Below are 20,649 nucleotides of genomic sequence, written 5' to 3' on the forward strand. Positions count from 1 at the left end.
CCTTGTTGTATTTAAGTTCCGTACAGGACGGTGGGTAGCCAAGTGGCCAGGCCAGGGAAAATGGCCAGCAAGATACACATCAAAATAATCAGGCAAATGAATGGCACCACCCCGCTGATGATCTCCATGGTCTTCACCGATTTAGGCGTGATGGCCCGCAAATAGAAAAGGGCGTAACCAAAGGGCGGGGTCAGGAAAGAGGTTTGCAAAACAACCGCGACCAGAACTACAAACCAGAGCAGGCTGATACCCATTTCCTGCACAATCGGCAAGAGAATCGGGAAGGACAAGAGGACAATGCCGGTCCAGTCCAGAAAGCAGCCCAGCACAAAAATAATCAGCAGCATGACCACAATAAGCAGCCAGGGCTCCATATCCAGGCCACGCATCAGGTCTTGTGCAGCGCCCAAACCGCCGGTGATGTTAAAGACGCCGGTAAAGGCCGTGGCGCCTACAACGATAAACAGAATCATGGAGGAGGTGCGGCCGGTTTCGTAAAGGGCATTCAGAAAAATGGACCATCTGAATTTGCCCCGGAAAATAACGATCAGCAGGGACAGTAATACTCCAATGGCCGATGCCTCTGTTGCCGTTGCAATACCGGCCAGCATGGAACCCAGAATGCCAAGAATCAGAGAGATGGGGGGCACGGCTTCCACCAGCAGCATGCGGATCAAGGCGGGCCTGGAGATCTTTTCATCGGGCTCCACAGACGGGGCGCGTTCCGGGTGACGCCAGGCAACAAACACGACCCACACGGCATAGAGCAGGCCCAGCAGCACGCCAGGAATCAGCGCTCCGGCAAACAACTCACCGATAGACAGCGGGGAGTAGCTGGCCATCAAGATCAGCATGATGGACGGTGGAATCAAAATACCTAAACACCCCGAGGCCGCAATCACCCCTGTGGTGAGCTTGGGGCAGTAGCCGTATCGCAACATCGGGCGCAGGGCCATCATGCCGGTTACCGTAATGGAAGCACCGATAATGCCCGTGGTAGCGGCCAGCAAAATGGAGATGAACACCACCGCCAGCGCCAGCCCGCCACGAACGCGGGACATGAGCAGGCGCAAGGCCTCGAACATTTTGTCGGTCACTTCGGAGTCAGACAAAAAGCGCGCCATCAGGATGAACAAGGGGATGGCGATCAGCGTGTAGTTGTCCAGGACATCGCCGTAAATGCGGTTGACCACAATGCCCAGCACCATGGGTTTGCCCGCGACCAGCGCACCCATAACGGCTGTGCTGCCCAGAACAAAGGCCAAGGGATGGCCCATGAACAGCCCCAGCAACAGCAGGCCACCCATCACCAATGCAATCAGTTCAGGCGTCATGGCGGGGGGCTTCCTTCTGAATCAGCAAACGGACGACTTCAGCAATGCCTTGCAACAGCAGCAGTGCAGCGGCAAGAACCATGGACATCTTCAAGGGATAAACGGGCAATTGCACCGCGCCGTAGGTGGTTTCACCTTGAGCTAACGAGCGCATGGCGAAATCGTAGCTGCGAGTCAGAAAGACCCAGGCAAAGGGGAAGAAGAAAATCAGATAGCCCGCAATCTCGGTCCATTTGCGGACAGTGGGGGAAAAGCGGTTGATTAGCAGATCCACCCGGACATGGGCTTGGTGTTTAAGCGCGTAGGCACCCAGCATCAGAAAGTAAAACCCATATAGCTGCTTGGTGACGTCAAAAGTCCAGCGAGTGGGCTGATTCATCACGTAGCGCATGAACACTTCGTAAATAATGATGGTGGAGAAAATAATGGCGATAAAGGAGATGAGCCTCCCTATCCATTCATTCGTTGAGTCGATTAGACGCAAAACCATGCTTGTCCCTTTTGTACATTTTTATTGGTCACTCACCGGGTTTAGTCTATGAGTAAGCTACAAATCGCCACAACTTGGGTTTACCCTTACGTAAACTGGAGATTCATAATTAAGGGTAATAAGGCGTAAATAAGGGTGATTTTCTTGGGGAATCGTGCTGGGGAGGAGTGGAAACCTTGCTTGCAGGTTGGTCAATCAGCATTAAAAAAGCCACCCGCTTGGGTGGCTTTTTGCAATCGGGCTCCAGCCTCGTTCCAGTTCTGCTGCCCAAGGACAGCGAGTTGGAGTGTTGCCAGTGTGTGCCAGCCAGGTTTTGTAGAACGAGGCCAGACCCGACTGCTGCAACACGGTTCTTGGTAGAACCGTGTTGTGTCCATCACAACTTAGCGTACGCTTTGCGCCGCCAAGCCCAGGGCCAGATCCTGCTTCATGCGTTTCTTGTAGAAAGGCAGGCAAATGAACAGGGCCAGGAACCAGAATGGCGTGGCGATCAGACCGATCAGGGTTTCTTCTTCCTGGCTGAACAAGTACAGCGCAAAGGCAAAGAACGCCAGGGTCAGGTAGCACATGGGAATCGCAAAGGGCATTTTGTAGCTTGAAGCGGCATGGGCCTCAGGGCGAATGCGACGGTACTTCAGGTAGGTGATCAGAATCACGGCCCAGACAAAGATAAAGCAGATGCTGGCCACGGTGGTCACAATGGTGAACACACGCATTACGTCGCCTTCTGCGTAAAGCAGGAACAGGCTGGACAGCAAAAGGGCGCAAGAATAGATCAGACCATTACGGGGAGTGCCGTTACGCGACAACTGGCTGAATGCCTCTGGAGCCAGCTTGTTCTTGGACAGACCGTACAACATGCGACCGGTCGAGAACATACCGCTATTGGCGGACGACAGGGCCGAGGTCAGCACCACAAAGTTGATGATGGCGGCTGCGGCACCCACGCCAATCAGCAAGAACATATTCACAAACGGGCTCTTGTTGGGCGCAACAATATCCCAGGGGGTGACGGTCATGATGGCGGTCAGGGCCAGCACGTAAAACACAATCACGCGAACGGGAATCTTGTTGATGGCTTTGGGCAGGTTCTTGGCAGGGTCAGCTGTTTCAGCCGAGGCCGTACCCACCAGCTCAATACCCACGAAAGCAAAGATGGCGATCTGGAAGGCGGCGAAGAAACCATGCAGGCCATTGGGGAACATGCCGCCGCGATCCCACAAGTGGGTCAGGCTGGCTTTTTCGCCGGTTGGGCCTACAAAGCCGGTGAACAGCAGGTAAGCACCCACACCAATCAGAGCCACAATGGCGATGATCTTGACCAGGGCAAACCAGAACTCCAGCTCGCCAAACAATTTGGCCGACAGCAGGTTAAAGATCAGCAAGAAGGCGATACATGCCAGGCCGGGTAACCAGAGCGGAATGTCCGGCCACCAGAACTGGGTATAGCCGGTAATGGCGACAATATCTGCAATACCAATCACCACCCAGCAGAACCAATAACTCCAGCCCAGAAAGTAGCCCATGGTGGGCCCGAGAATATCGGCGGAGAAATCCACAAAAGATTTGTATTCCAGGTTATGCAGGAGCAATTCTCCCATCGCTCGCATAACAAAGAATAAAAAGAACCCGATGATCATGTAGGTAAACAAGACCGAGGGTCCGGCCAGGCTAATAGTGCGGCCTGATCCCATAAATAGCCCTGTACCGATAGCGCCTCCAATTGCTATCAGTTGCAGGTGCCGGTTTTTCAACGAGCGCTGCAGTCCAGATGAATGTTGCTGAGACACACTGTTCTCCTAATTTTTTTTCGTTCAAATGCGTAATTATGACTGTGCTGCGAGAAAACAAAGGGCACAACCCGTCCTCAAGGACGGTTTTCTTGATGCCGATCTAAATAGGGTACGGAGCGCACAGCAGTCCTCCTTGTTCTGACGACATGAAATGTCAAAACAGACCTGTGTGCGAATTGAAATGGGAATAGGGTTGTGGTGCCAGGCGGCCAGAAAATGGCACCCGACTATCTGCTCATAGATAGGCTCCGGACGAATAGGTGAACAAAGACCATATGGCCTCTGTACCCCCTCTGTCCGTTTACCTGAGAGCTTATCCATCGGTTCGCGATGGTCCCCTTCGGTGGGCACTGGTGTGCCTCTCTCCAGATGGTCAAAGGTTCAGGATTCTTTTGCCTGAGAGATTCCGGGGTCGTTGCTCCGTCGGCGCTTCATCAAAGTGAAGACTCTCACCTGAACCGTTATTGACGCCGCTATTGTATAGACAGCTAAAAAGCGATGACTACTAGCGTTAACCTGTAGGCTTTTAATGAGAATAGTTCTTGTTTGTTGAGGGGTTTTGTGGCTGGTGCTCGGGCATAGAGGGGCGTGGGGGAGGACGTTGAGCCTTTTTCTTCCAATGCCTGTGAAAACGTCCCGTTTTTTGCATGGCAGCTATTCCCGGATACGGTGAGGCTGCAACAGAAATTGGCTGTCATCGGCCTACAATACTGGCTGTCTGGCAATTTCTGTGCGTCTTTATATGGTCGAATCGATTCTGCAACTTATCGAGCAACACGGTCTGTTGATCGTGTTTTTCAATGTCCTGGTGGAGCAGGCAGGCGCGCCTATTCCTGCCTATCCGGTGCTGGTGGTAACGGGTGCCTTGCATGAGTCGGGCGGCTACAGCTTGTGGAGCTTGCTGGGTTTTGCCGTACTGGGCGCGATGATTGCGGACTACGGCTGGTATCTGGCTGGGCGACGCTATGGCGGCAGGCTGCTGGCCTTGCTGTGCAAGATTTCCCTCTCGCCGGATTCCTGTATTCGTCAGACCGAATCCATTTATATGCGCTGGGGCGCACCGTCCTTGATGGTGGCCAAGTTCATACCGGGCTTTGCCTCGATTGCCAGTGTGCTGGCCGGCACGGTGGGTACGCCAAGAAGAAGCTTCCTGCTTTACGACATTATTGGGGCTGCGGTCTGGGCCGGCTCTGCCGTGTTTCTGGGCTCCTTGTTCAGCTCGGCGGTGGATGAGCTGTTGAATGTGCTGATCAGCCTGGGTGTGGTGGGCGGAATTTTGCTGGCACTGGCTTTGGCTGTGTTCATTGCCAGAAAGTGGTGGCAGCGACATCGCTTCATGAAATCCTTGTGCATAGAGCGTGTCAGTGTGCAGGAGCTGCATCAGATGTTGTCCTCGGACACGCCACCCACGATTGTGGATGTGCGTTCGACCCTTATGCAGGCCCAGGGACGTATACCTGGGGCGATCAGTCTGGCTTTGGGTGAGGCTACGCTGAATTTGATTACCGACGGGGAAATTATTGTGTATTGCGATTGCCCCAACGAGGTGTCCGCGGCCCTGGTGTCCAAGCGTTTGCTGCAAAGTGGCTATAGCCGGGTGCGCCCTTTGGAAGGCGGGTTGGAAGCCTGGCGGGCTGCAGGTTTTGACGTGCAGCGCGATCCCGATCAAGCTGAAGCGGCCTTGTAAAAAAACCGGCAGACATCTAGACGTGTCTGCCGGTTTTTTCTCAAGCAAGGCGCTTGGTGCAGTGCTTATTGACGTGTCTGCCGTTAAGCATGAGCCAAGGCTGCTGCCACGGCCAGCCCGCCGATCACACTGAGATGGTCTTGCACCAAGGCTTGTTCCAGAAAGGCTTCCAGTCCCTGCATCTCCCAAAACCGATGTGCCAGCGGAATAGTGGACAAGGCAAAGACACTGAGCATCAGTGCTCCGAGCCAGGCCAGACGACTGGCGCTGATAATCAGCCAGCTGCCCAGCAGTTGAACCGTAATGGTCAGCACTGCAAACAAAGCCTGGGGCTCCAGCCCGAAGTGGGCCATCTCTCTTTTTGCAGCGCTGAAGTCCCAAATCTTGTTCACGCCACTCCACCAGAAAATGTAGGTCAGGAGCAGAGTAGCCAGCACAAAATACACTCGTGAACGTAGTAATTCTTGTATGACGTGGTTCATGATGTCTCCTCCTTGGGGGACGATCAGGGCTTGTGCACCGACGCTTCCAGTGTGGAGCGTGCGACGGCCAGGGTCTGCTGGCTCAAGACCAGACCACCCATGACCAGAGCCACACCCACCAGTTGCAGCGTGGTTGGCCAGATGCCCTTGATCAGCGCGTCCAGAATAAAGGCGGTGACAGGCACCAGCAGCATGAAGGGGGCAACGGTAACAGCACCCAACTGCTTGATGGCGCTAAACCAAAGGGCGAAGGGACCAGCAGTCAGGACGGTTGCCAGCAAGAACAGACCCAGCCAATGCACAGGAATGAGCTGGCTTGGAATGTCTTGAGTCAGCAGCGCAATGATGGTCAACTCCACACCGGCAATCAGAAGCTGCCAGCCGGTAAAGCCCAGCAAGGGGATCGGTGGTGCACCCCATTTGTTCATCAAGACTCCACCGGTCGCAATGGACAACATGCTGCCCAAGGCGGCGGCAATGCCGATCAGATCCAGTGTGGCCTGGCTGGACAAGACCACCAGCGACACGCCCAGGGCGCCCAATAGAACGGCACCAATACGCATCAAGGCCGGGCGAGCACGCAAAATGCCCCAGGCAATGAAGATGGTGGCCAGTGGTGTCAGTGCCTGGAAGATGGCAGCCACGCCACCGGGCAGGCGAGTGGCAGCGATAAAGAACAGACCAAAGAACAGGCCCGTGTTCAGGGTTCCCAGCACGGCCAGACGCCCCCACCACTCACGAGGTGGCAAGCTGCGTACCAGTACCAGCAGGACAACCGCGCCCCCCAAGGCCCGGACAGCCGCCAGGAACAAAGGGTTCGGTGGCAACCAGGTCGTGGTCAGAATGTAGGTAAAGCCCCAGAGAATAGCGGCGGTCGCCGCGGCCATTTTGGCGTTCATGTCGATGCACTCCCCATTATGAATACTAGGATGAAGAGACTATAGAAGTGCAACGATGGCTTGAATAGATGAAAATATGGCCATCATCGTTCCATAATTAGAACGATTTGCCGAGGACTGGCTTTGGATGATTGAAGGCAGGAATTTACGAGGGGGGCGTGTGCAAAATAGTGACGAATTCCTCGCCCAAAAAGTCCAGCAGGGCGCGTACTGCAGGCACCAGACCTCGGCGTGACGGAAAGACGGCATGCACCACCCCGGGGCGGGGATTCCAGCCGGGGGCGACATCCACCAGCCTGCCGTCCTGCATATAAGGGGCGATCAGCATGGCCGGCATTTGAACCACGCCAATTCCCTGCAAGGCTGATTGCAGCAAGGTCATGCGGTCGTCACAGACCAGGCGAGGATGATAGGGCACTTCCATCAGCGTGTTTTCTGAGGTTTGCAACTGCCAGATGGGGTTGCGTTGCAGATGCTCGTCACTCAAGGCTGGCCAGCTACCTAACTGGTCCAGCTTGGGCAGTCCGCCCATGCGTTCGATCAGGGCCGGGCTGGCAACCAGATACTGTGTACTCTCGCCCAGGACTTTCATGACCAGGCCGCTGTCTTCCAAAGGCGGGAAGCGGACGCGCAGGGCCACATCAAAGCCTTCACGAATTACGTCCACGCGGCGGTTGGTGCTTTCCACTTCCAGCTTTACCTGCGGATAGGCCGCCATATAGCGGGCCAGCAATTCATTGACGCCGTAGTCCAGCAAGGCCAAGGGGCAACTGATGCGTACCGAGCCTTGGGGCTCGCTGCGATGGCGCTCGATGATGTCCTGGGCGGAGTCGGCCTCCACCAGCATGGCCACACAGCGCTGGTAGTACATCTGGCCGATTTCCGTGACGCTGAAATGGCGGCTGGAGCGCTGAATCAGACGCACACCCAGGGATTCTTCCAGAAAGGTGATGCGTCGGCTGAGCTTGGATTTCGGGATGCCCAAGGCCCGTCCGGCCGGCGCAAACCCACCGTAGTCCACGACCTGTACAAAGTAGTAGAGGTCGTTCAAGTCGCGCGTGGACGGGTGTTTGGTATCGGGCATGTCATTACATGGCGGGGGGAACCGGGCAGCTCATATCGCCCTCTTCGCAGGACAGGTAGGTGTTGAAGTTCTTGATACGGGCCTGCGTCAATTCATTTCGGCAAGTGGTGATCAGCATGGAGTGAATGCTGCCGCCTTGGGTGTTGATCGCAGCAAAGTCGCATTCTGCATCCCTGAAGCTGATCCAGGCACGTTGGGCGTTGCGCAAGGCTTTGAGGGTGTCAGCATCATCCTTAAGACGATTGCTGATTTCCTTGTAGAGCTTGTTCAGTTCGGCGTCCGAGTTCTTGTACTCGTTGCTAAAGCACTGATTCATGGCGTTTTGATTGGTCATGCTGTCGCAGTCGGCTGCCTGAACGGAAGAGGCGCTTGCCATCAAGCTGAGTCCTAAAGCGATCAGGCCGGTGTTCAATGCTTTTTTCATGAGGTTCTCCGGGTGTGCGGGCGTTGATAAGCGTATGAGTCTGGGTTGAGTCGCCAGGTGCAGCGCGTACTGCCTGTTTGCTTGGGGCAGGGTGTAAATCCTACTACAGAAGCGCGACAAGTCTGGTGCTTTGCAGGGTGACAACTGAGTTCCATAAATAGCATTGAGCCGCATCGTCTTGAATCGGGCACATAGCCCGTTCAAGCCGATGCGGCTCAATGATCCTGTCAGCAGGAGTCAGTGCAGCTTATTCGTCGTTGCTGTGCAGAAAGCGATACACCAACGCGCCGATCACACCCCCAATCAAGGGAGCGACCCAGAACAGCCACAGCTGTTCCATGGCCCAGGTGCCCTGGAAGAAGGCCACGCCGGTAGAACGGGCAGGGTTCACGGAGGTGTTGGTGATGGGGATGCTGATCAGGTGAATCAGGGTCAGGGACAAACCAATCGCCACGCCTGCCAGGCCAGCGTGACCACGCTTGTGGGTCGCGCCCATGATGATGAATAGGAAGAAGGCGGTCAGCACAATTTCTGCGATCAGGGCAGCGTTACGGCTGTAGTTGTCGGGCGAATGCTCGCCAAAGCCGTTGGAGGCAAAGCCTGCTACGGGATCAAAGCCGGTTTTGCCGCTGGCGATCAGGTACAGAACGCCGCCGGCCAGCAGGCCGCCAATAACCTGGGCAATGATGTAGGGAATGGCATCGCGAGCGGGGAAACGTCCACCAGCAACCAGGCCTAGCGTGACAGCCGGGTTGATGTGGCAACCGGAGATATTGCCGATGGCATAGCACATGGTCAGCAAGGTCAGACCAAAGGCCAGGGCTACCCCGGCAAAACCAATCCCCAGTTCAGGATAGGCAGCGGCAAAGATCGCACTTCCGCAGCCCCCAAAGACCAGCCAGAAAGTGCCCAGCGTTTCTGCGGTGCATCGTTTTAATAAAGACATGATATTGCCCTGTTAGTGATTTAACACGGCTGGATTCTAGCGATAAGAAAGAGGCGCTAACTCCTTGAAAGGAAAACAACTGTTAAAAGTTTTCCTTTGTTGAGGGTGGTGTTTTTTTATAGTAAATGTGAGAAATATCGGTGGCGTGGCGACTTGTGTCAGGTGTAGGATTTTGTCGGGATTGTGAAGAGTTGTGTTGGGGGCGTTTTATCGGCCGACGAGTTGGTTTGGTTCGGAGCCAAATACGTGGCGTGGGGCAGTTCAATCTTGGCCCTTGCTATGCAGATTACTCTCACGGCTGTTGCTGGATAAACGCCGCTGTCACGGGGGACACTTGGTGGAAATCAAAAGCCTGATGGTAGATTTCCCCGCTCTTGGCCTCCACGGTTAGCCACAGTTGATGCTCCAGCTGGCTATTGGGTGGGATCGCAACGTCTACTGCACGCGTCCAGCGCGTATTGTTAAAAGCCTGGCGGGGCGCAGGCATAGGCTCGGGCTTGCTGACTTGCAGATAGGCGCGGCGTATATGTGGATCGCAGGTCTTGCAAAAGCGAATCTGGAAGGCTTTGCGATGTGCGCCGGAAGGCCCACTGATGGGGGCTTTGTCATCCGTTTCAGCCAGCGCAAACGACCATGGACCAATCTGACCTTGCAGGGCATTGTTGCGAAATACAGGCTCCGGGCCTTGCTGCGTCAGATAAATCATGAAGGCGGCCGGGATGGCCAGAAGGGGGCTGGCAAAAACCAGGCTGCGTGTGGAAAATCGTGATGCTGTGGGTGCCACTCCATTTTTCCCAGCTATAGCGTCACTTGATGTCGATGCAGTATTGTCCGCTCCAACCGCTTTAGGCGCTGCCTTCGCAACTGGCGCAGGTTTGGCCCGCACAGGTTTCTTTTCCTGCCAAGGCCACCAGGGCAAGTAAAAGGTCAGTCCGGCACCGGCCATGGTCAGCCAACCCAGCCAGGCAACCGTACCCATGCTCCAGCCCCAGCCTTGCCAGCACAGGGCTAAAGCCACGGCCAGCAAGGGCCAGCCGAGTAGACGAAATATCAGTCTTTCCTTCTCGCTGGGCGTGCGATGCAGCAGAAATTCTCCCTGGCGATCGCTGGCCAAGGCCAGGCAGATAAAGCCTGCCAGACTGATGATAAAAACGGCCAGATTCAGCCACAGACTGGTATTGCTCATGGCAGCACTCCGGCGGGCATCAACACAGCGCTGAGCACGGCGATCAAGGCCGTAGGCAGAACCATGCCCACCCAGGCGCGGGTGGCGCTTTTAGTGCTGAACACCCACATCACGGCGATGGTGTACCAGACAAAGCTCAACATATTCGCTGCCAGGACTGCCTGGGCTCTAGGCAAAGGCCAGAGCACGGTCAGCAATACTGTGGCAGCAGCGGCCAGGGCGTAGCCGCCGACCGTGGCGGCCACAATGCGCGACAGCACTTGCAGGCGGTAGCGGGAAGTCAGTCCACTCATCCGTTCACTCCCGCAGTTTGCAAGCTGGCCGGGGCAGCGGCTTTTTTAGGCAGGCTGGCAATGTGCCATTTGCGTTTCATTTTGATGGCGATATAGACAAAGAGGGCGGCCAGGCCAAACATGGTCAGGTCAAAGCCTGCCAGGCCCCAGTCGCCATGAATGATGGTGACACCCAGGTGACGGTCAGTAGTCAGCAGGTTCAGGACAGGAATCAGGGCGTAGGCGGCGGCTGTCAGGTACAGCAGTTCCAGCCAGGCGCGCTTCAAGGGTCGCCAGGAGGCATACAGGAAGGACCAGCCCCAGACCAGGAACAGAGCATGGAACTCCCAGGCGGCGCGGTCAGCCATATTGATGGGCAAGAGGCGGTTGGCCCAGAAGTAGGCGGCCAGACCTAGCGGCAAACCGGCCAGGGTGCCGGCATTCAGGATTTCCACCAGACGCAGGCCTGCGGCATCAAAGCGCTCGGAGACGCTAAGCGCGGCGGCTTTGGCCATGCGTTTTTGATGCTGGGTGCGACGCTTCACGGTCCACAGCACCAGGCCTGTTCCAATAACGGCGCAGCCCAGCAAACCAGAAATAAAGTACAGCCAGCGCAACCACCACTCGGCAAACACACCTTCGTGCAAGGCCAGCAACACGCGGTGCGTATCTCCGGTGACATTGCTATTGTTCTCCGGCTCCATGGCGCTGCCGTCGATGGCGTTAAAGCGCAGGGTTTCGGCACGGGTCCAATACACGCCCGTGACGCCGGTGCGACGCAGTTCTACATAAGCCTGGCTATCTGCCGGGTGCGTAATCTGCACCGAGGCAATGCTGTTCTTGCCCCAGGCTTGTTCAGCGCTATGCATCATCTCGCTTAGCGAGGCCTGCGGCGCGCTGATGGGCAGGAAGTCCTGTTTTTGCTGGCGAAGGTCCTGGAAGTAAGCCTGTCGTCCTTCCTCCGTCGCGCCGTACATGACTTCTCGCCCGGTCGGCATATAAATGGACATGAAAAAGATCAGGCCCGTGTAGGTGATCATCAGGAAAAAGGGCAGGGACATCACGCTGACGATATTGTGCGCGTCCAGCCAGGAGCGCTGCCCCTTGCCGGGCCTGAAGGTGAAAAAGTCGGTGAAGATTTTCTTGTGAGTCACCACGCCTGTAATCACGGCCAGCAGCATCAGCATGGTGCAGATACCGACCAGCCAGATAGCGACCGGGTAAGGGATGTAGTGCAGGGCGTAATGCATGCGATACAGGCCAGTGCCACCGGCCGTGGCGCGGGGCTCGGTTTCAGGCTGAATCTGGCCGGTGACCGGGTCCAGCTCCTCGCCTCCGCGACGGGCGCGTTGACCGGGCTGGGGCATTTCTTCCCAGCCAATGGATAGCCCTTGTGTGGTACGCGGGTTCAGGGCTTGATGCGGCAGGGTAATGGTCCAGGCTCTGGATTCTGCCGGGGCATGCGCTTGTAGCTGCGTCAGGGCTTGATCCAGCATCTGGCTGGATTGCTCGGGCAGGACTTGCATGGGCAAGGGACGCTCCGGCTCCATCCAGCGGGTGATTTCATCGTCTACATAGCCTGCCGTGCCAGTGACGAAGACGAAAAACAGGATCCAGCCCACCACCAGACCGACCCAGGTATGCAGCCATGCCATACATTGGCGAAATGACTCTTTCACGCTGACGCGCCTCCTACTTCAGCACCGTCTCCGGGTGCTGGATTGATGACCATTAAACCGAGAAAAGCCGTGCTTGCTTGGCAGCTGTGGGTGACGGATTGAGTCCGCCATTCTTGTTCGCTGCGCTCATCACGCAAGCTTCGCTTTTCAGTAAGCAAGTTCTTGGTGACAGAGAGGGGAAGAGGGCATCAGGCTTGAAACAACGGCAGAATAATAGCAATCATTCTCATTTCGGTGTTGGAAATTTCCAGGTTTCAAGGCTTTATCCAGAAATTAATGCGGCGCCATAGCTGTTTTGGCGTTTTCCATAGGGGAAAGACGCGGTTGAGAGGGAGGCGGGGCGATGAGCTGGTGAGACTCGGGCGGGAATAAGTCTTGTCGGTTCGGGGCTGAGGACTGAACGCAGGGTGGGGCAGAAGGGAATACGCCTTGCAGGCATTCCACGCTACTAGCAAATCTTATGGACTATGGAGTTGGACCATAGAGCGTTAACCGCCGGTTGATGAGGCCAGAATCCCCATCAAAAAGGCCCCGGCTAGCAAAGTGCCGGGGCCAGCTGAATGTCTGCTTCGCCGGGAGTTTCAGAGCACCACAAACAGCAGCCAGACGACGACCGGGGCAATAACCGTGACGGCAGCGCCGTATAGCAAAAGCTGACGGAAGAAGGCATCACGCGACACTCCCTGGGCATTGGCCAGTACCAGTGCGCCATTGGTGGAGAAGGGGCTGACGTCCACAATGGTGGAGGATACGGCCATGGCCGCAATAAAGCCCACCGGCCCCACGCCGCCATCGCCTTGCAAAAAGGGCACGGCCAGTGGAATCAGCGAACCTAGCACGGCGGTGGAAGAAGCAAAAGCCGACACGACCGCACCCACAAAAAGCAGCAGCAAGGCCGCCATCAAGGGAGAGGTCAGCTGGGCAACGCTATGGCCGACAAAATCAATCGTGCCCATGGATTCCATCACGCCCACATAGGTGCTGACACCCACGATCAGCATGATTTCAGGCCAGGACACTTGGCCCAGCGCGCGTTTTTGCAAATTGGGGGCCATCAAGGTCAGTACCAGACCGATGGTGATCGAGGTAAAGCCAATATCCTGTTTGAAAAACAAGGTCAGAACGGCCAGGATGAACAGGCCTGCCAGGGTCAGGACGCGATACCAGTGCGGGGCCTCGCTGGCACCATTGCCGGCTTCGACCAGGGCATCGGGACTTTTCCGGGCGGTCTTGCGCTCTTCGCCAAAGGCTTCGGCTTCGGCATCGCCGAATACTTGCGGGCCACCCGAGCCATGGGCCACGCGGGCAACGTTTACGTCTGCTGAACTTAAGTCCACTTTCTGACGCATCAGCTTCAAACCACCCATCCACACGAACAGCAAAATGGACACGGCCAGGTTGATGCCCAGGCTGGCCATCATGGTGGCCATTTCATTCAAGGGCAAACCGGCGGCGCTGACCACACGGTTGGTGATGCCGCCATAAATACTGATTGGTGAGAAGCCGCCCCCTTGCGCACCATGTATCACCAGCAAACCCATCAGGAGCGGGTTGATGCCGTACTGGCGGGCAAAGCCCAGTGCAATCGGGGCAATGATGGCAACGGCAGCCGGGCTGACGGCGCCGACAGCGGTCAATGCGGCCGTGATCAGAAACATGATCCAGGGAATGGCGGCGATGCGGCCACGCACTGCTCGCACGGCCATGCTGACCAGCCAGTTGATTGTGCCGTTGTTCTGAGCCAGAGCGAACAAATAGGTAATACCGGCCAGTGTCAGAAACAGGTCAGCCGGAAAGCCGCCCATGATTTCTTTGGCGCCCATGCCCGCCACCAGCGTACCCACCAGAAAAGCGCCTACAAAAGCAATCAGCCCCATATTGATGGGCAGGGCAGTTGCCAGCACGAACATACCTCCTAATACGGCAATGGATAGCCAATGCATATGTCTCGTCTCCTTGTAAGTGAACCTTTTGCAGGTTTCTGGAAACGACCATATCAGTGGCGGTATGGGGCTATCAATAAAGCTTATGACTGAACGATTACGCTAAACGTAATGATTAGTCAGGGAGGCGATGGTTGAGCTTTCAACTAGCACGCTCTTGTACTTGCACGGAGCAGGCGCGGTTTTCAGGAAGTGGGGCAGCAGGAGTCGGGAATCGAGTGAGGGGCGTTGTGGCTGGGGCAGATAAAAGGGGGGATCAGATGGGTGTGAAGGGGCGCAGGCTGTGAAAGCGAGCTGTTTATGACTGGTCCAGTTGAGCCAACAGTTCGCTGCTGTGAATCGTGCGCCCGAAGTGGTGCTTCCACAGCTTGATACCCAGCTCGCCGGAGCGATCCAGGGACGAGCCTACCGTCAGATCCGTAATCAGGGTGGGGTGCAGCCCGGCATCAAACAAGGCAAAACCGGCTGCCAGTACGCAGGTATCGGTTTGAATGCCGCAGACCAGAATGCGATCGGCCTGGCATTGCTGCAAATACTCCATCGCCGCCGGGCTGGGGGCATAGCCGTGCTTGATGAAGATTTGTTTGGCATCGACCAGACAGCGATCGCTGCGTGGTGGGCGCCAGCCCAGTTGGCTGGAAAAGGGCGTTTGCGACTCGTCGTGCAGTTCAATCAAGGCTGCGCAAGGCAGGCGGGTGCTCAGGGCGTTAATGCCGTCAATCAGCCACGGGGGTGGTGAAAAGCAGCTTTGCACATCGACAACAAGCAGGATCTGTCGCATTGCGGGAGTCTCAATAAGAGCGCATCAGCGATGCCAGACGGAGGTGGCCTGGGCAGTCTGAATAGCCGTCAATCAAGCCCTTATTGAAACATGGACTCAGGCGCTTGGGCGGGCCCAGGTCAGGCGTGCACCGACGATGATGCCCAGTACCGCCAGCAAGGAGGTGGCCGACAAGGTGGACAGGCCGCTTAAACCCTGGCCTATGGTGCAGCCCAGGGCCAGCACCCCACCGACTCCCATCAAGGTACCGCCTGCCATGGAGCGCAGCATGTGGCGGGGTGACTCAAAACCTTCCAGCTTCCAGCGGCGACGCAGCAGGGCGCTTAGCAAGGAACCGGCCACCACCCCAACCACAATCATGATGGTAAAGCGCGGGCTCATGCCGGTGGAGATCATGGCGTATTGAATGCTTTCACCAATTGGGGCGACAAAGCTTAGCGAGCTGACGGGTAAAGGCTCGAAGGGATCATCGCCCAGCCAGCCCGTGGTCAGCCAGCCTGCCACAATCAGCAGTCCTACGAATGCTCCGGCCAGCAGGTCATTGAGGCGTTGGCCGTCCTGTCGGCGCAGCAGGGAAAAAGCGATCAGCGCCGCGACAATGAGGACAATCACAATAGATCGGACGGGGCCTTCGGGCAGAGTGACCGCTGGCAGGGTGACACTGCTGGCTTGGGCGATGCTCATGCGCAGCGGTGCCAACAGGCCCGTCAAGGTGATATAGGCGGCGATGCCCAGACAAAGCACGACGACAAAGGAGCGAAGATTCCCCTGTCCCAGCAAAACCAGAGCACGGGCACCGCAGCCATTGGCCAACGTCATGCCGGCACCAAACAACACGCCACCCAGCGGCACCAGCAGCCAGGAAAAGGTGGGGTTCAGGTACAGGATCTTGTCCAGACTGATCAGGCCATAGCCTGCGGCCAGTTGTGTCCCGGCCAGGGCGACGGCCAGCGCCAGGGCAAAACCCTGGAGCTTGTAGCCGTTGCGCCCGGACCAGCGCTCGGTCAAGCCACGATAAAAGCAAAAACCACTGAGCTGGCCGCCAATGCCAAAGAGCAGGCCAATGGCCAAGCTGACCCACAGTACAAGTTCTGTATTCATCATGTGCGCTGGATGTTAGGACCGGATTAGAACCACTTAGCCTTTGGTGCCCCAGATGTCGCGACTGATCGCGGCATACCAGGCCTCGCCATACTGGGCTTCCTGCTTGCGAAAGGCCGGGCTGGCTTCTTTGGGGCTGACCCCGCCGGAGGCTTCAGCCAACTTGTCATCGGCAAAGGCGTACAAGTGCCCCACGGAAATGCCGTAGTCGGGAGCGATCAAACTGTAGCAGGTATTGCTTAGTGTGGCCTGTGGTGCAGGCTTGCCGCTCAAGGCATTAATGATGGAGGCCGCTGCCAGCTTGGCCTGTGTATTGGCCGAGAAACCCGACTTGGGCATGGGCGAGGCAATGGTGGCATCGCCCACCACATAGATGTCCTTGACCTGCTCGGACTCGAAGGTATGCGGGTCAATCGGCACCCAGCCGCTGGCGTTGGTGACACCGGCCTGCTCGGCAATGGCCCCGGCTTTTTGTGGCGGGATGACGTTCAGCACGTCAGCTTTGTGAATCTCGCCAAACTCGGTTTCCACGCTTAGCTTGGCCGCATCCACGCGGGTGACTTTGCCGTCTTTGGAGAAGGGCACCCATTCAATCATGTCGCCATAGACTTGTTTCCAGCCGTCCTGGAACAGGCCTTGTTTGGAGAAGCTGTCTTTGGCATCCAGAATCAGAATCTTGGATTTGGGTTTGTTCTGCTTGAAGTAGTGGGCCACCATGCTGGCGCGCTCGTACGGGCCGGGCGGGCAGCGGAAGGGGTTTTCGGGGGCCACCATAATGAAGGTGCCGCCATTGGGCATGGCATCCAGCTGGCTTTTCAGCAAACGGGTTTGATCGCCCGCTTTCCAGGCGTGCGGAGCCAGCAAGGAAGCGGCCTCGTCATAGCCCTCCAGCGTGTTCCATCGAAAATCAATGCCAGGCGAGAGCAGCAGCTTGTCGTAGGACAGCTTCTGGCCCTTGGACAGGGTCAGGGTCTTGGCCTGGGAGTCGACGGCGGTGGCCAGGTCGTGAATCACGTCGATCCCGGCGGCGCGCAAATCATCGAAACCGTGGCCTTGCTGTTCAAAGCGGCGCAAACCGGCCAGATACAGATTGGTGAAGGGGCAGGTGTAGAACGTGGTGGCCGGTTCAATCAAGGTGACTTTCAGGGACGGATCACCACGCTTCAAGTAACGGGCAGCCGTTGCCCCGCCAAAGCCACCACCGACCACAATCACATGGGCCGAGCTGCTGCGTGCGTACACCGGCAGGGTGCTTAAGGCCAGGCCAGCCACACTGGTTTTACCGACACGGCTCAGCCATTGGCGACGGGAGGAGTTCAAGGGGGTGCTCATTCTTAACGTCCTTCCGCAACGCTGCGAGGGGTGGAGGAGATTTCAGAGAAATGACGTGCCAGGGCTTCCAGATCCGCGTCCTGGTACCCTTTGACCAGACGACTCATGATGGTGGTGCCTGCCGGAGGTGTGTCCGAAGCAAAGGCGCGCAGTTGCTCCAGCAAGGCAGCTTCGGGACGGCCTGCCAGCGAGGGAATGATGGTCGTGGAACGCCCATCCGGGCCGTGACAGTTCGCACAGGAGTTGGCCACCGTTTTGATGTCCAATGTGGAACTGGCCCAGGCCGGCGCGGTGGCACTGCTGGCCACGAGCAAGGCGGGGGCGATAAGGAGACGACCTACCAGAGAGAGGGACATGGGCATTCTTCTTGTCAATGTGCTTCGTTGTAGGAAAGGACGCCAGCGTAGCATTACCGTTAAGCCCACCCTGTATGACTATATAGAACGCTGTTATGAACTCAGCGCCCGGGCAGGGCGCTGAAGAGGGCAGGTCTGGGAGTCTGGCAGCAAGTGGCAAGCAATCAGCCGCTGATGCTCAGCTCCGTCTGGCCGGTAATGACAGCGCCTTGATCGTCCGTCCAGCTCATTTCCAGAGCCCCGGAGTGTCGTGCGACAAAGGTGAATTCAATGTACGGGTTTTGGGAAATCGCTGTTTCCGGCTGCCAGTTGAACAAGGGCTCGCCGTTAAAGGTGGCCTTGAATTCGTGGATGATGTTGCGCGGCACAACCTGGCCTTCTTTGCTCAAGCGCAGGCCGCTTTCCATGCGGTGCTCGACCAGGGCGCGCACGCGCACCATTTCGCCCGCCTTGGGCTTGGCATTGCTGATCCAGATACGTGGTTTACTCATGAGTGCCCCTTGTTTACATGCCGCAGCCACCAGCCGTCACGGTGATGTGATGCTGGGCGCTCAGGACGCGGCCATCGCTTAACCGTGCCAGGGCGCGGATGGTTTGGGTTTCAATCAGACGCAGACGAACGGCCACTTCCGTTGTTCCGGCCAGGGCCGTGAAGTTGAAGCGGCAGGCCAGTGGATGCGGGTTGCCCTGGGCCAGAATGATCAGTTCCTGGCAGTACACATCGTCGCTTGCGGGCAAGTCCAGCACCACTTTGACGGGCACTGCGGCGGGGTTGTCGCCCAGAGCGGGCATATCCAGCTTCATGCCTTTTTCTTCTGGGCTGGCGCCTTTCAGGAACTCGTCCACAATGGCTTGGACCTGGGCCGCATTGGCCGGTTTCAGCAATTGATCAAAGGCAACTTGCGCATGCAGATTGATGGGCAGCCACGCGGCGCCCAGTCCGGCGGCACAGCCCAGCACAAGCTGGCGGCGGCGGACAAAACGGGAAGGAAGTTTAGAGGAAGTCATTGAAACGGCTCTGGATCCACTGGAAGTCTTCTTGAACAAGGTCGGGGGTACGTACGTCCATATCAATCTGCGTTTGCAGAACCTTGCCGCTTGCGTCCAGCTCGTATTCAAACTTGACCGAGATTTCTTCTTGCGGATCCCCGTTGACCATCATGTAGCACAGGTTGTCGGGCAGGACGGGCACCACTTCCTTGCCCGCAATGCGCTCCGCCAGATTCTGGGAAACGATTTTGGCCACCGCGTGCGCCACGTGAGCGCTCTTGGGGTAGTGGCCGAACTGGTCGGAAATAAAGCCCATGGAGTCTCCGACCACGTAAACATTGTCGTCGTCACGGGCGGTGAACAGGCGCGGGTCAATATTGGCCCAGCCTGTTGGCTTGCCGTCAGGACCTGTGCCGACCAGGCCCGCATTCCAGACCATGTCGGCGGCCTGATGCGGGGGCATCAGCACGGCGTCGTCAAAATCAAAGTCGCCAGCGGTGGTCTTGATGTGTTTCTTGAAGGGGTCTACTTCGCGCACCCGGGCATTGGGTACGTGGGTGATGATGTCTGGATACAGCTCCTGGAAAGCCGCGCGGTAGCCTTCGCCAATGGGGGCGATGGTGGGCTTGGGGTCCAGAATAATGATCTTGCCCGGAATCTTGTTGGTCTTGATATGCCAGGCCATCAGACAGGCGCGCTCGTAGGGCGAGGGCGGGCAGCGATGGGGCGGCGGGGGCAACGTCATCACAATGGTGCCACCCTTGAAGGCCTTGAGCTTGTTCTTCAAGGCGAACATCTCGGCATTTGGGATGTAGGCGTTGGGGAAGTGCTGGCGGGTGTATTCCGCCGCATAAGTATCATTGCCGAACCAGGCGTCGTAGGCATTGCGTATGCCGCCCGACAGAATCAGGTAATCGTATTCCAGCGCACCCTGGGTTGTGCGCACCGTTTTCTTGTCGCGCTCGATAGCGGTGACTTCGGCATGCACCAGGCTGTAGCCGTATTTGATGGATGGCGCCAGCATGTCGTGGTTCAGAAAATCGGTGTTGACGATGTCAATCAGCCACTTGTTGCTCATGGGGCCGGACCAGAACGTGGGGTTGCGCTCGATCAATACTACTTGCGCCTGCGGCACCAGTTTGGACAGGTATTTGGCGGCTGTCATCCCGCCCCAACCGCCACCACAAATGACAATGCGCGGGCCTTTGGAGTGGCGCGGCAGGATTTGGCTGGTGTTGGTGATGATGGCGGGGGCAGACAGGCTGGTGGAGGGCAGAACCAGTGTTCCAAGTGCGGCGGCTGGGGTGGCCAGCAGGAAGTTTCTACGTTTCATTGTATGTTCCTCGTGATCATGACATGACACACGTCAATCAGGATGAGTAGACCGCTTAGTGCGAGCCAGTATAGCCAAGAGTCCGGGTATCGGCTCCGGAAACAACACAAATCCGTGTTTTTTGCGAATAAAAAGTAACGGAGCTATCTTTGTGGACGCAATCAGAGGATAGTTCAGGAAGGGAAAATTTTTTTCTCTGATCGTTATTACATTTAGGACTTATTTTGAAGACAGAAATTGGTATTGTGAAGTGGTTCAACAGCGAAAAAGGCTTCGGATTCATCGTGCCGGAGAACGGCGGCAAGGATCTCTTCGCACACCACAGTGAAATTCAGGGAACCGGGTTCAAAACTTTGGAAGAGAACCAACGCGTTTCCTTCATCGAAGGTGCAGGCCAGAAAGGCCCATGCGCAACTAAAATCCAAATTCTTTGATGATGGGCTTGCCTGAACAGGCAAGCACCGCGTCAAACTGAAAAGGCCGGACCCTTAGGGGCTCCGGCCTTTTTTTGTGGCCTGGCTTGGTTTCAGCAGGTTT

The 20,649-nt window shown here is 56.8% G+C and carries 21 protein-coding genes and 1 riboswitch; of the genes, 2 read left to right on the forward strand and 19 right to left on the reverse strand.

Features of this window, described 5'->3' with window-relative positions; genetic code table 11:
- Nucleotides 1-11 precede the first annotated feature (11 nt).
- From Q9R35_RS14640 to Q9R35_RS14650, 3 genes are all read right to left on the reverse strand, one after another.
- Nucleotides 12-1,334: a TRAP transporter large permease subunit gene (locus tag Q9R35_RS14640; protein WP_086068945.1), complete on the reverse strand. Its 1,323-nt coding sequence runs from the start codon at nucleotides 1,332-1,334 to the stop codon at nucleotides 12-14.
- Nucleotides 1,324-1,824: a TRAP transporter small permease subunit gene (locus Q9R35_RS14645; RefSeq protein ID WP_045931697.1), complete on the reverse strand. Its 501-nt coding sequence runs from the start codon at nucleotides 1,822-1,824 to the stop codon at nucleotides 1,324-1,326. The genes Q9R35_RS14640 and Q9R35_RS14645 overlap by 11 nt, the downstream gene beginning before the upstream one ends.
- A gap of 383 nt (nucleotides 1,825-2,207) precedes the next feature.
- Nucleotides 2,208-3,614 carry an amino acid permease gene (locus Q9R35_RS14650; protein WP_042489114.1) on the reverse strand — a complete coding sequence of 469 codons (1,407 nt, stop codon included), beginning with the start codon at nucleotides 3,612-3,614 and terminating at the stop codon, nucleotides 2,208-2,210.
- Between the two features lie 377 nt (nucleotides 3,615-3,991).
- Nucleotides 3,992-4,081: riboswitch (glycine riboswitch) on the reverse strand.
- A 278-nt stretch (nucleotides 4,082-4,359) separates the two neighbouring features.
- Here Q9R35_RS14650 and Q9R35_RS14655 point away from each other — a divergent pair.
- Complete coding sequence (locus Q9R35_RS14655; RefSeq protein WP_311220039.1) at nucleotides 4,360-5,304, forward strand: rhodanese-like domain-containing protein; 945 nt, start codon at nucleotides 4,360-4,362, stop codon at nucleotides 5,302-5,304.
- Nucleotides 5,305-5,387: 83 nt separating this feature from the next.
- On the opposite strand, the gene Q9R35_RS14660 is transcribed toward Q9R35_RS14655, so the two are convergent.
- The 16 genes from Q9R35_RS14660 to Q9R35_RS14735 form a co-directional block, all read right to left on the reverse strand.
- Nucleotides 5,388-5,786 carry a DoxX family protein gene (locus tag Q9R35_RS14660; protein WP_311220040.1) on the reverse strand — a complete coding sequence of 133 codons (399 nt, stop codon included), beginning with the start codon at nucleotides 5,784-5,786 and terminating at the stop codon, nucleotides 5,388-5,390.
- 23 nt (nucleotides 5,787-5,809) lie between these two features.
- A complete protein-coding gene (locus Q9R35_RS14665; protein ID WP_080723856.1) occupies nucleotides 5,810-6,685 on the reverse strand; it encodes a DMT family transporter in 876 nt (291 codons plus the stop codon).
- A 145-nt stretch (nucleotides 6,686-6,830) separates the two neighbouring features.
- A complete protein-coding gene (locus Q9R35_RS14670; RefSeq protein WP_063692950.1) occupies nucleotides 6,831-7,769 on the reverse strand; it encodes a LysR substrate-binding domain-containing protein in 939 nt (312 codons plus the stop codon).
- A 4-nt stretch (nucleotides 7,770-7,773) separates the two neighbouring features.
- Nucleotides 7,774-8,193 (reverse strand): lysozyme inhibitor LprI family protein, encoded by a 420-nt coding sequence (locus tag Q9R35_RS14675; protein ID WP_081251542.1) that lies wholly within the window; start codon nucleotides 8,191-8,193, stop codon nucleotides 7,774-7,776.
- A gap of 247 nt (nucleotides 8,194-8,440) precedes the next feature.
- Nucleotides 8,441-9,139, reverse strand: coding sequence for an aquaporin Z (gene aqpZ / locus Q9R35_RS14680; RefSeq protein ID WP_063692952.1), 699 nt, complete (start codon nucleotides 9,137-9,139; stop codon nucleotides 8,441-8,443).
- Between the two features lie 292 nt (nucleotides 9,140-9,431).
- A complete protein-coding gene (locus tag Q9R35_RS14685; protein WP_063692954.1) occupies nucleotides 9,432-10,325 on the reverse strand; it encodes a DUF3325 domain-containing protein in 894 nt (297 codons plus the stop codon).
- Nucleotides 10,322-10,618 carry a DUF3649 domain-containing protein gene (locus tag Q9R35_RS14690; protein WP_009461049.1) on the reverse strand — a complete coding sequence of 99 codons (297 nt, stop codon included), beginning with the start codon at nucleotides 10,616-10,618 and terminating at the stop codon, nucleotides 10,322-10,324. Before Q9R35_RS14690 ends, Q9R35_RS14685 begins: the two co-directional genes overlap by 4 nt.
- Nucleotides 10,615-12,276 carry a PepSY-associated TM helix domain-containing protein gene (locus Q9R35_RS14695; protein ID WP_311220041.1) on the reverse strand — a complete coding sequence of 554 codons (1,662 nt, stop codon included), beginning with the start codon at nucleotides 12,274-12,276 and terminating at the stop codon, nucleotides 10,615-10,617. The genes Q9R35_RS14690 and Q9R35_RS14695 overlap by 4 nt, the downstream gene beginning before the upstream one ends.
- A 581-nt stretch (nucleotides 12,277-12,857) precedes the next feature.
- On the reverse strand, nucleotides 12,858-14,219 hold the full coding sequence (locus tag Q9R35_RS14700; RefSeq protein ID WP_063692958.1) for an SLC13 family permease: 1,362 nt from the start codon (nucleotides 14,217-14,219) through the stop codon (nucleotides 12,858-12,860).
- Between the two features lie 298 nt (nucleotides 14,220-14,517).
- Nucleotides 14,518-15,000, reverse strand: a complete 483-nt coding sequence (locus Q9R35_RS14705; RefSeq protein WP_311220042.1) for a cysteine hydrolase family protein — start codon at nucleotides 14,998-15,000, stop codon at nucleotides 14,518-14,520.
- Nucleotides 15,001-15,096: 96 nt separating this feature from the next.
- Nucleotides 15,097-16,101: a YeeE/YedE family protein gene (locus Q9R35_RS14710; protein WP_080723859.1), complete on the reverse strand. Its 1,005-nt coding sequence runs from the start codon at nucleotides 16,099-16,101 to the stop codon at nucleotides 15,097-15,099.
- A gap of 36 nt (nucleotides 16,102-16,137) precedes the next feature.
- Complete coding sequence (locus Q9R35_RS14715) at nucleotides 16,138-17,433, reverse strand: NAD(P)/FAD-dependent oxidoreductase (RefSeq protein ID WP_042489078.1); 1,296 nt, start codon at nucleotides 17,431-17,433, stop codon at nucleotides 16,138-16,140.
- Nucleotides 17,434-17,435: 2 nt separating this feature from the next.
- Entirely contained in the window at nucleotides 17,436-17,789 is a 354-nt protein-coding gene (locus Q9R35_RS14720) for a c-type cytochrome (protein WP_052363045.1), read from the reverse strand.
- A gap of 164 nt (nucleotides 17,790-17,953) precedes the next feature.
- The gene (gene soxZ / locus Q9R35_RS14725) at nucleotides 17,954-18,280 is read right to left on the reverse strand and encodes a thiosulfate oxidation carrier complex protein SoxZ (RefSeq protein ID WP_042489075.1); all 327 of its coding nucleotides are present in this window, start codon (nucleotides 18,278-18,280) and stop codon (nucleotides 17,954-17,956) included.
- 13 nt (nucleotides 18,281-18,293) lie between these two features.
- A complete protein-coding gene (locus tag Q9R35_RS14730; protein ID WP_063692962.1) occupies nucleotides 18,294-18,797 on the reverse strand; it encodes a thiosulfate oxidation carrier protein SoxY in 504 nt (167 codons plus the stop codon).
- A complete protein-coding gene (locus tag Q9R35_RS14735) occupies nucleotides 18,784-20,112 on the reverse strand; it encodes an FAD-dependent oxidoreductase (RefSeq protein ID WP_311220043.1) in 1,329 nt (442 codons plus the stop codon). The genes Q9R35_RS14730 and Q9R35_RS14735 overlap by 14 nt, the downstream gene beginning before the upstream one ends.
- A 224-nt stretch (nucleotides 20,113-20,336) precedes the next feature.
- On the opposite strand from Q9R35_RS14735, the gene Q9R35_RS14740 reads away from it, so the two are divergent.
- Nucleotides 20,337-20,546, forward strand: a complete 210-nt coding sequence (locus Q9R35_RS14740) for a cold-shock protein (protein WP_009461028.1) — start codon at nucleotides 20,337-20,339, stop codon at nucleotides 20,544-20,546.
- The last annotated feature ends 103 nt before the right edge of the window (nucleotides 20,547-20,649 follow it).

The sequence above is a fragment of the Alcaligenes sp. AB3 genome (assembly GCF_031844565.1).
Lineage (GTDB): Bacteria > Pseudomonadota > Gammaproteobacteria > Burkholderiales > Burkholderiaceae_B > Alcaligenes > Alcaligenes faecalis.

Excerpts from the sequence above, each read along its gene's own strand:
- Q9R35_RS14640 (WP_086068945.1), bottom strand. The coding sequence starts at position 1,334 with ATGACGCCTGAACTGATTGCATTGGTGATGGGTGGCCTGCTGTTGCTG.
- Q9R35_RS14645 (WP_045931697.1), bottom strand. The coding sequence starts at position 1,824 with ATGGTTTTGCGTCTAATCGACTCAACGAATGAATGGATAGGGAGGCTC.
- Q9R35_RS14655 (WP_311220039.1), top strand. The coding sequence starts at position 4,360 with ATGGTCGAATCGATTCTGCAACTTATCGAGCAACACGGTCTGTTGATC.
- Q9R35_RS14660 (WP_311220040.1), bottom strand. The coding sequence starts at position 5,786 with ATGAACCACGTCATACAAGAATTACTACGTTCACGAGTGTATTTTGTG.
- Q9R35_RS14665 (WP_080723856.1), bottom strand. The coding sequence starts at position 6,685 with ATGAACGCCAAAATGGCCGCGGCGACCGCCGCTATTCTCTGGGGCTTT.
- Q9R35_RS14670 (WP_063692950.1), bottom strand. The coding sequence starts at position 7,769 with ATGCCCGATACCAAACACCCGTCCACGCGCGACTTGAACGACCTCTAC.
- Q9R35_RS14675 (WP_081251542.1), bottom strand. The coding sequence starts at position 8,193 with ATGAAAAAAGCATTGAACACCGGCCTGATCGCTTTAGGACTCAGCTTG.
- aqpZ (WP_063692952.1), bottom strand. The coding sequence starts at position 9,139 with ATGTCTTTATTAAAACGATGCACCGCAGAAACGCTGGGCACTTTCTGG.
- Q9R35_RS14685 (WP_063692954.1), bottom strand. The coding sequence starts at position 10,325 with ATGAGCAATACCAGTCTGTGGCTGAATCTGGCCGTTTTTATCATCAGT.
- Q9R35_RS14690 (WP_009461049.1), bottom strand. The coding sequence starts at position 10,618 with ATGAGTGGACTGACTTCCCGCTACCGCCTGCAAGTGCTGTCGCGCATT.
- Q9R35_RS14700 (WP_063692958.1), bottom strand. The coding sequence starts at position 14,219 with ATGCATTGGCTATCCATTGCCGTATTAGGAGGTATGTTCGTGCTGGCA.
- Q9R35_RS14705 (WP_311220042.1), bottom strand. The coding sequence starts at position 15,000 with ATGCGACAGATCCTGCTTGTTGTCGATGTGCAAAGCTGCTTTTCACCA.
- Q9R35_RS14710 (WP_080723859.1), bottom strand. The coding sequence starts at position 16,101 with ATGAATACAGAACTTGTACTGTGGGTCAGCTTGGCCATTGGCCTGCTC.
- Q9R35_RS14715 (WP_042489078.1), bottom strand. The coding sequence starts at position 17,433 with ATGAGCACCCCCTTGAACTCCTCCCGTCGCCAATGGCTGAGCCGTGTC.
- Q9R35_RS14720 (WP_052363045.1), bottom strand. The coding sequence starts at position 17,789 with ATGTCCCTCTCTCTGGTAGGTCGTCTCCTTATCGCCCCCGCCTTGCTC.
- soxZ (WP_042489075.1), bottom strand. The coding sequence starts at position 18,280 with ATGAGTAAACCACGTATCTGGATCAGCAATGCCAAGCCCAAGGCGGGC.
- Q9R35_RS14730 (WP_063692962.1), bottom strand. The coding sequence starts at position 18,797 with ATGACTTCCTCTAAACTTCCTTCCCGTTTTGTCCGCCGCCGCCAGCTT.
- Q9R35_RS14735 (WP_311220043.1), bottom strand. The coding sequence starts at position 20,112 with ATGAAACGTAGAAACTTCCTGCTGGCCACCCCAGCCGCCGCACTTGGA.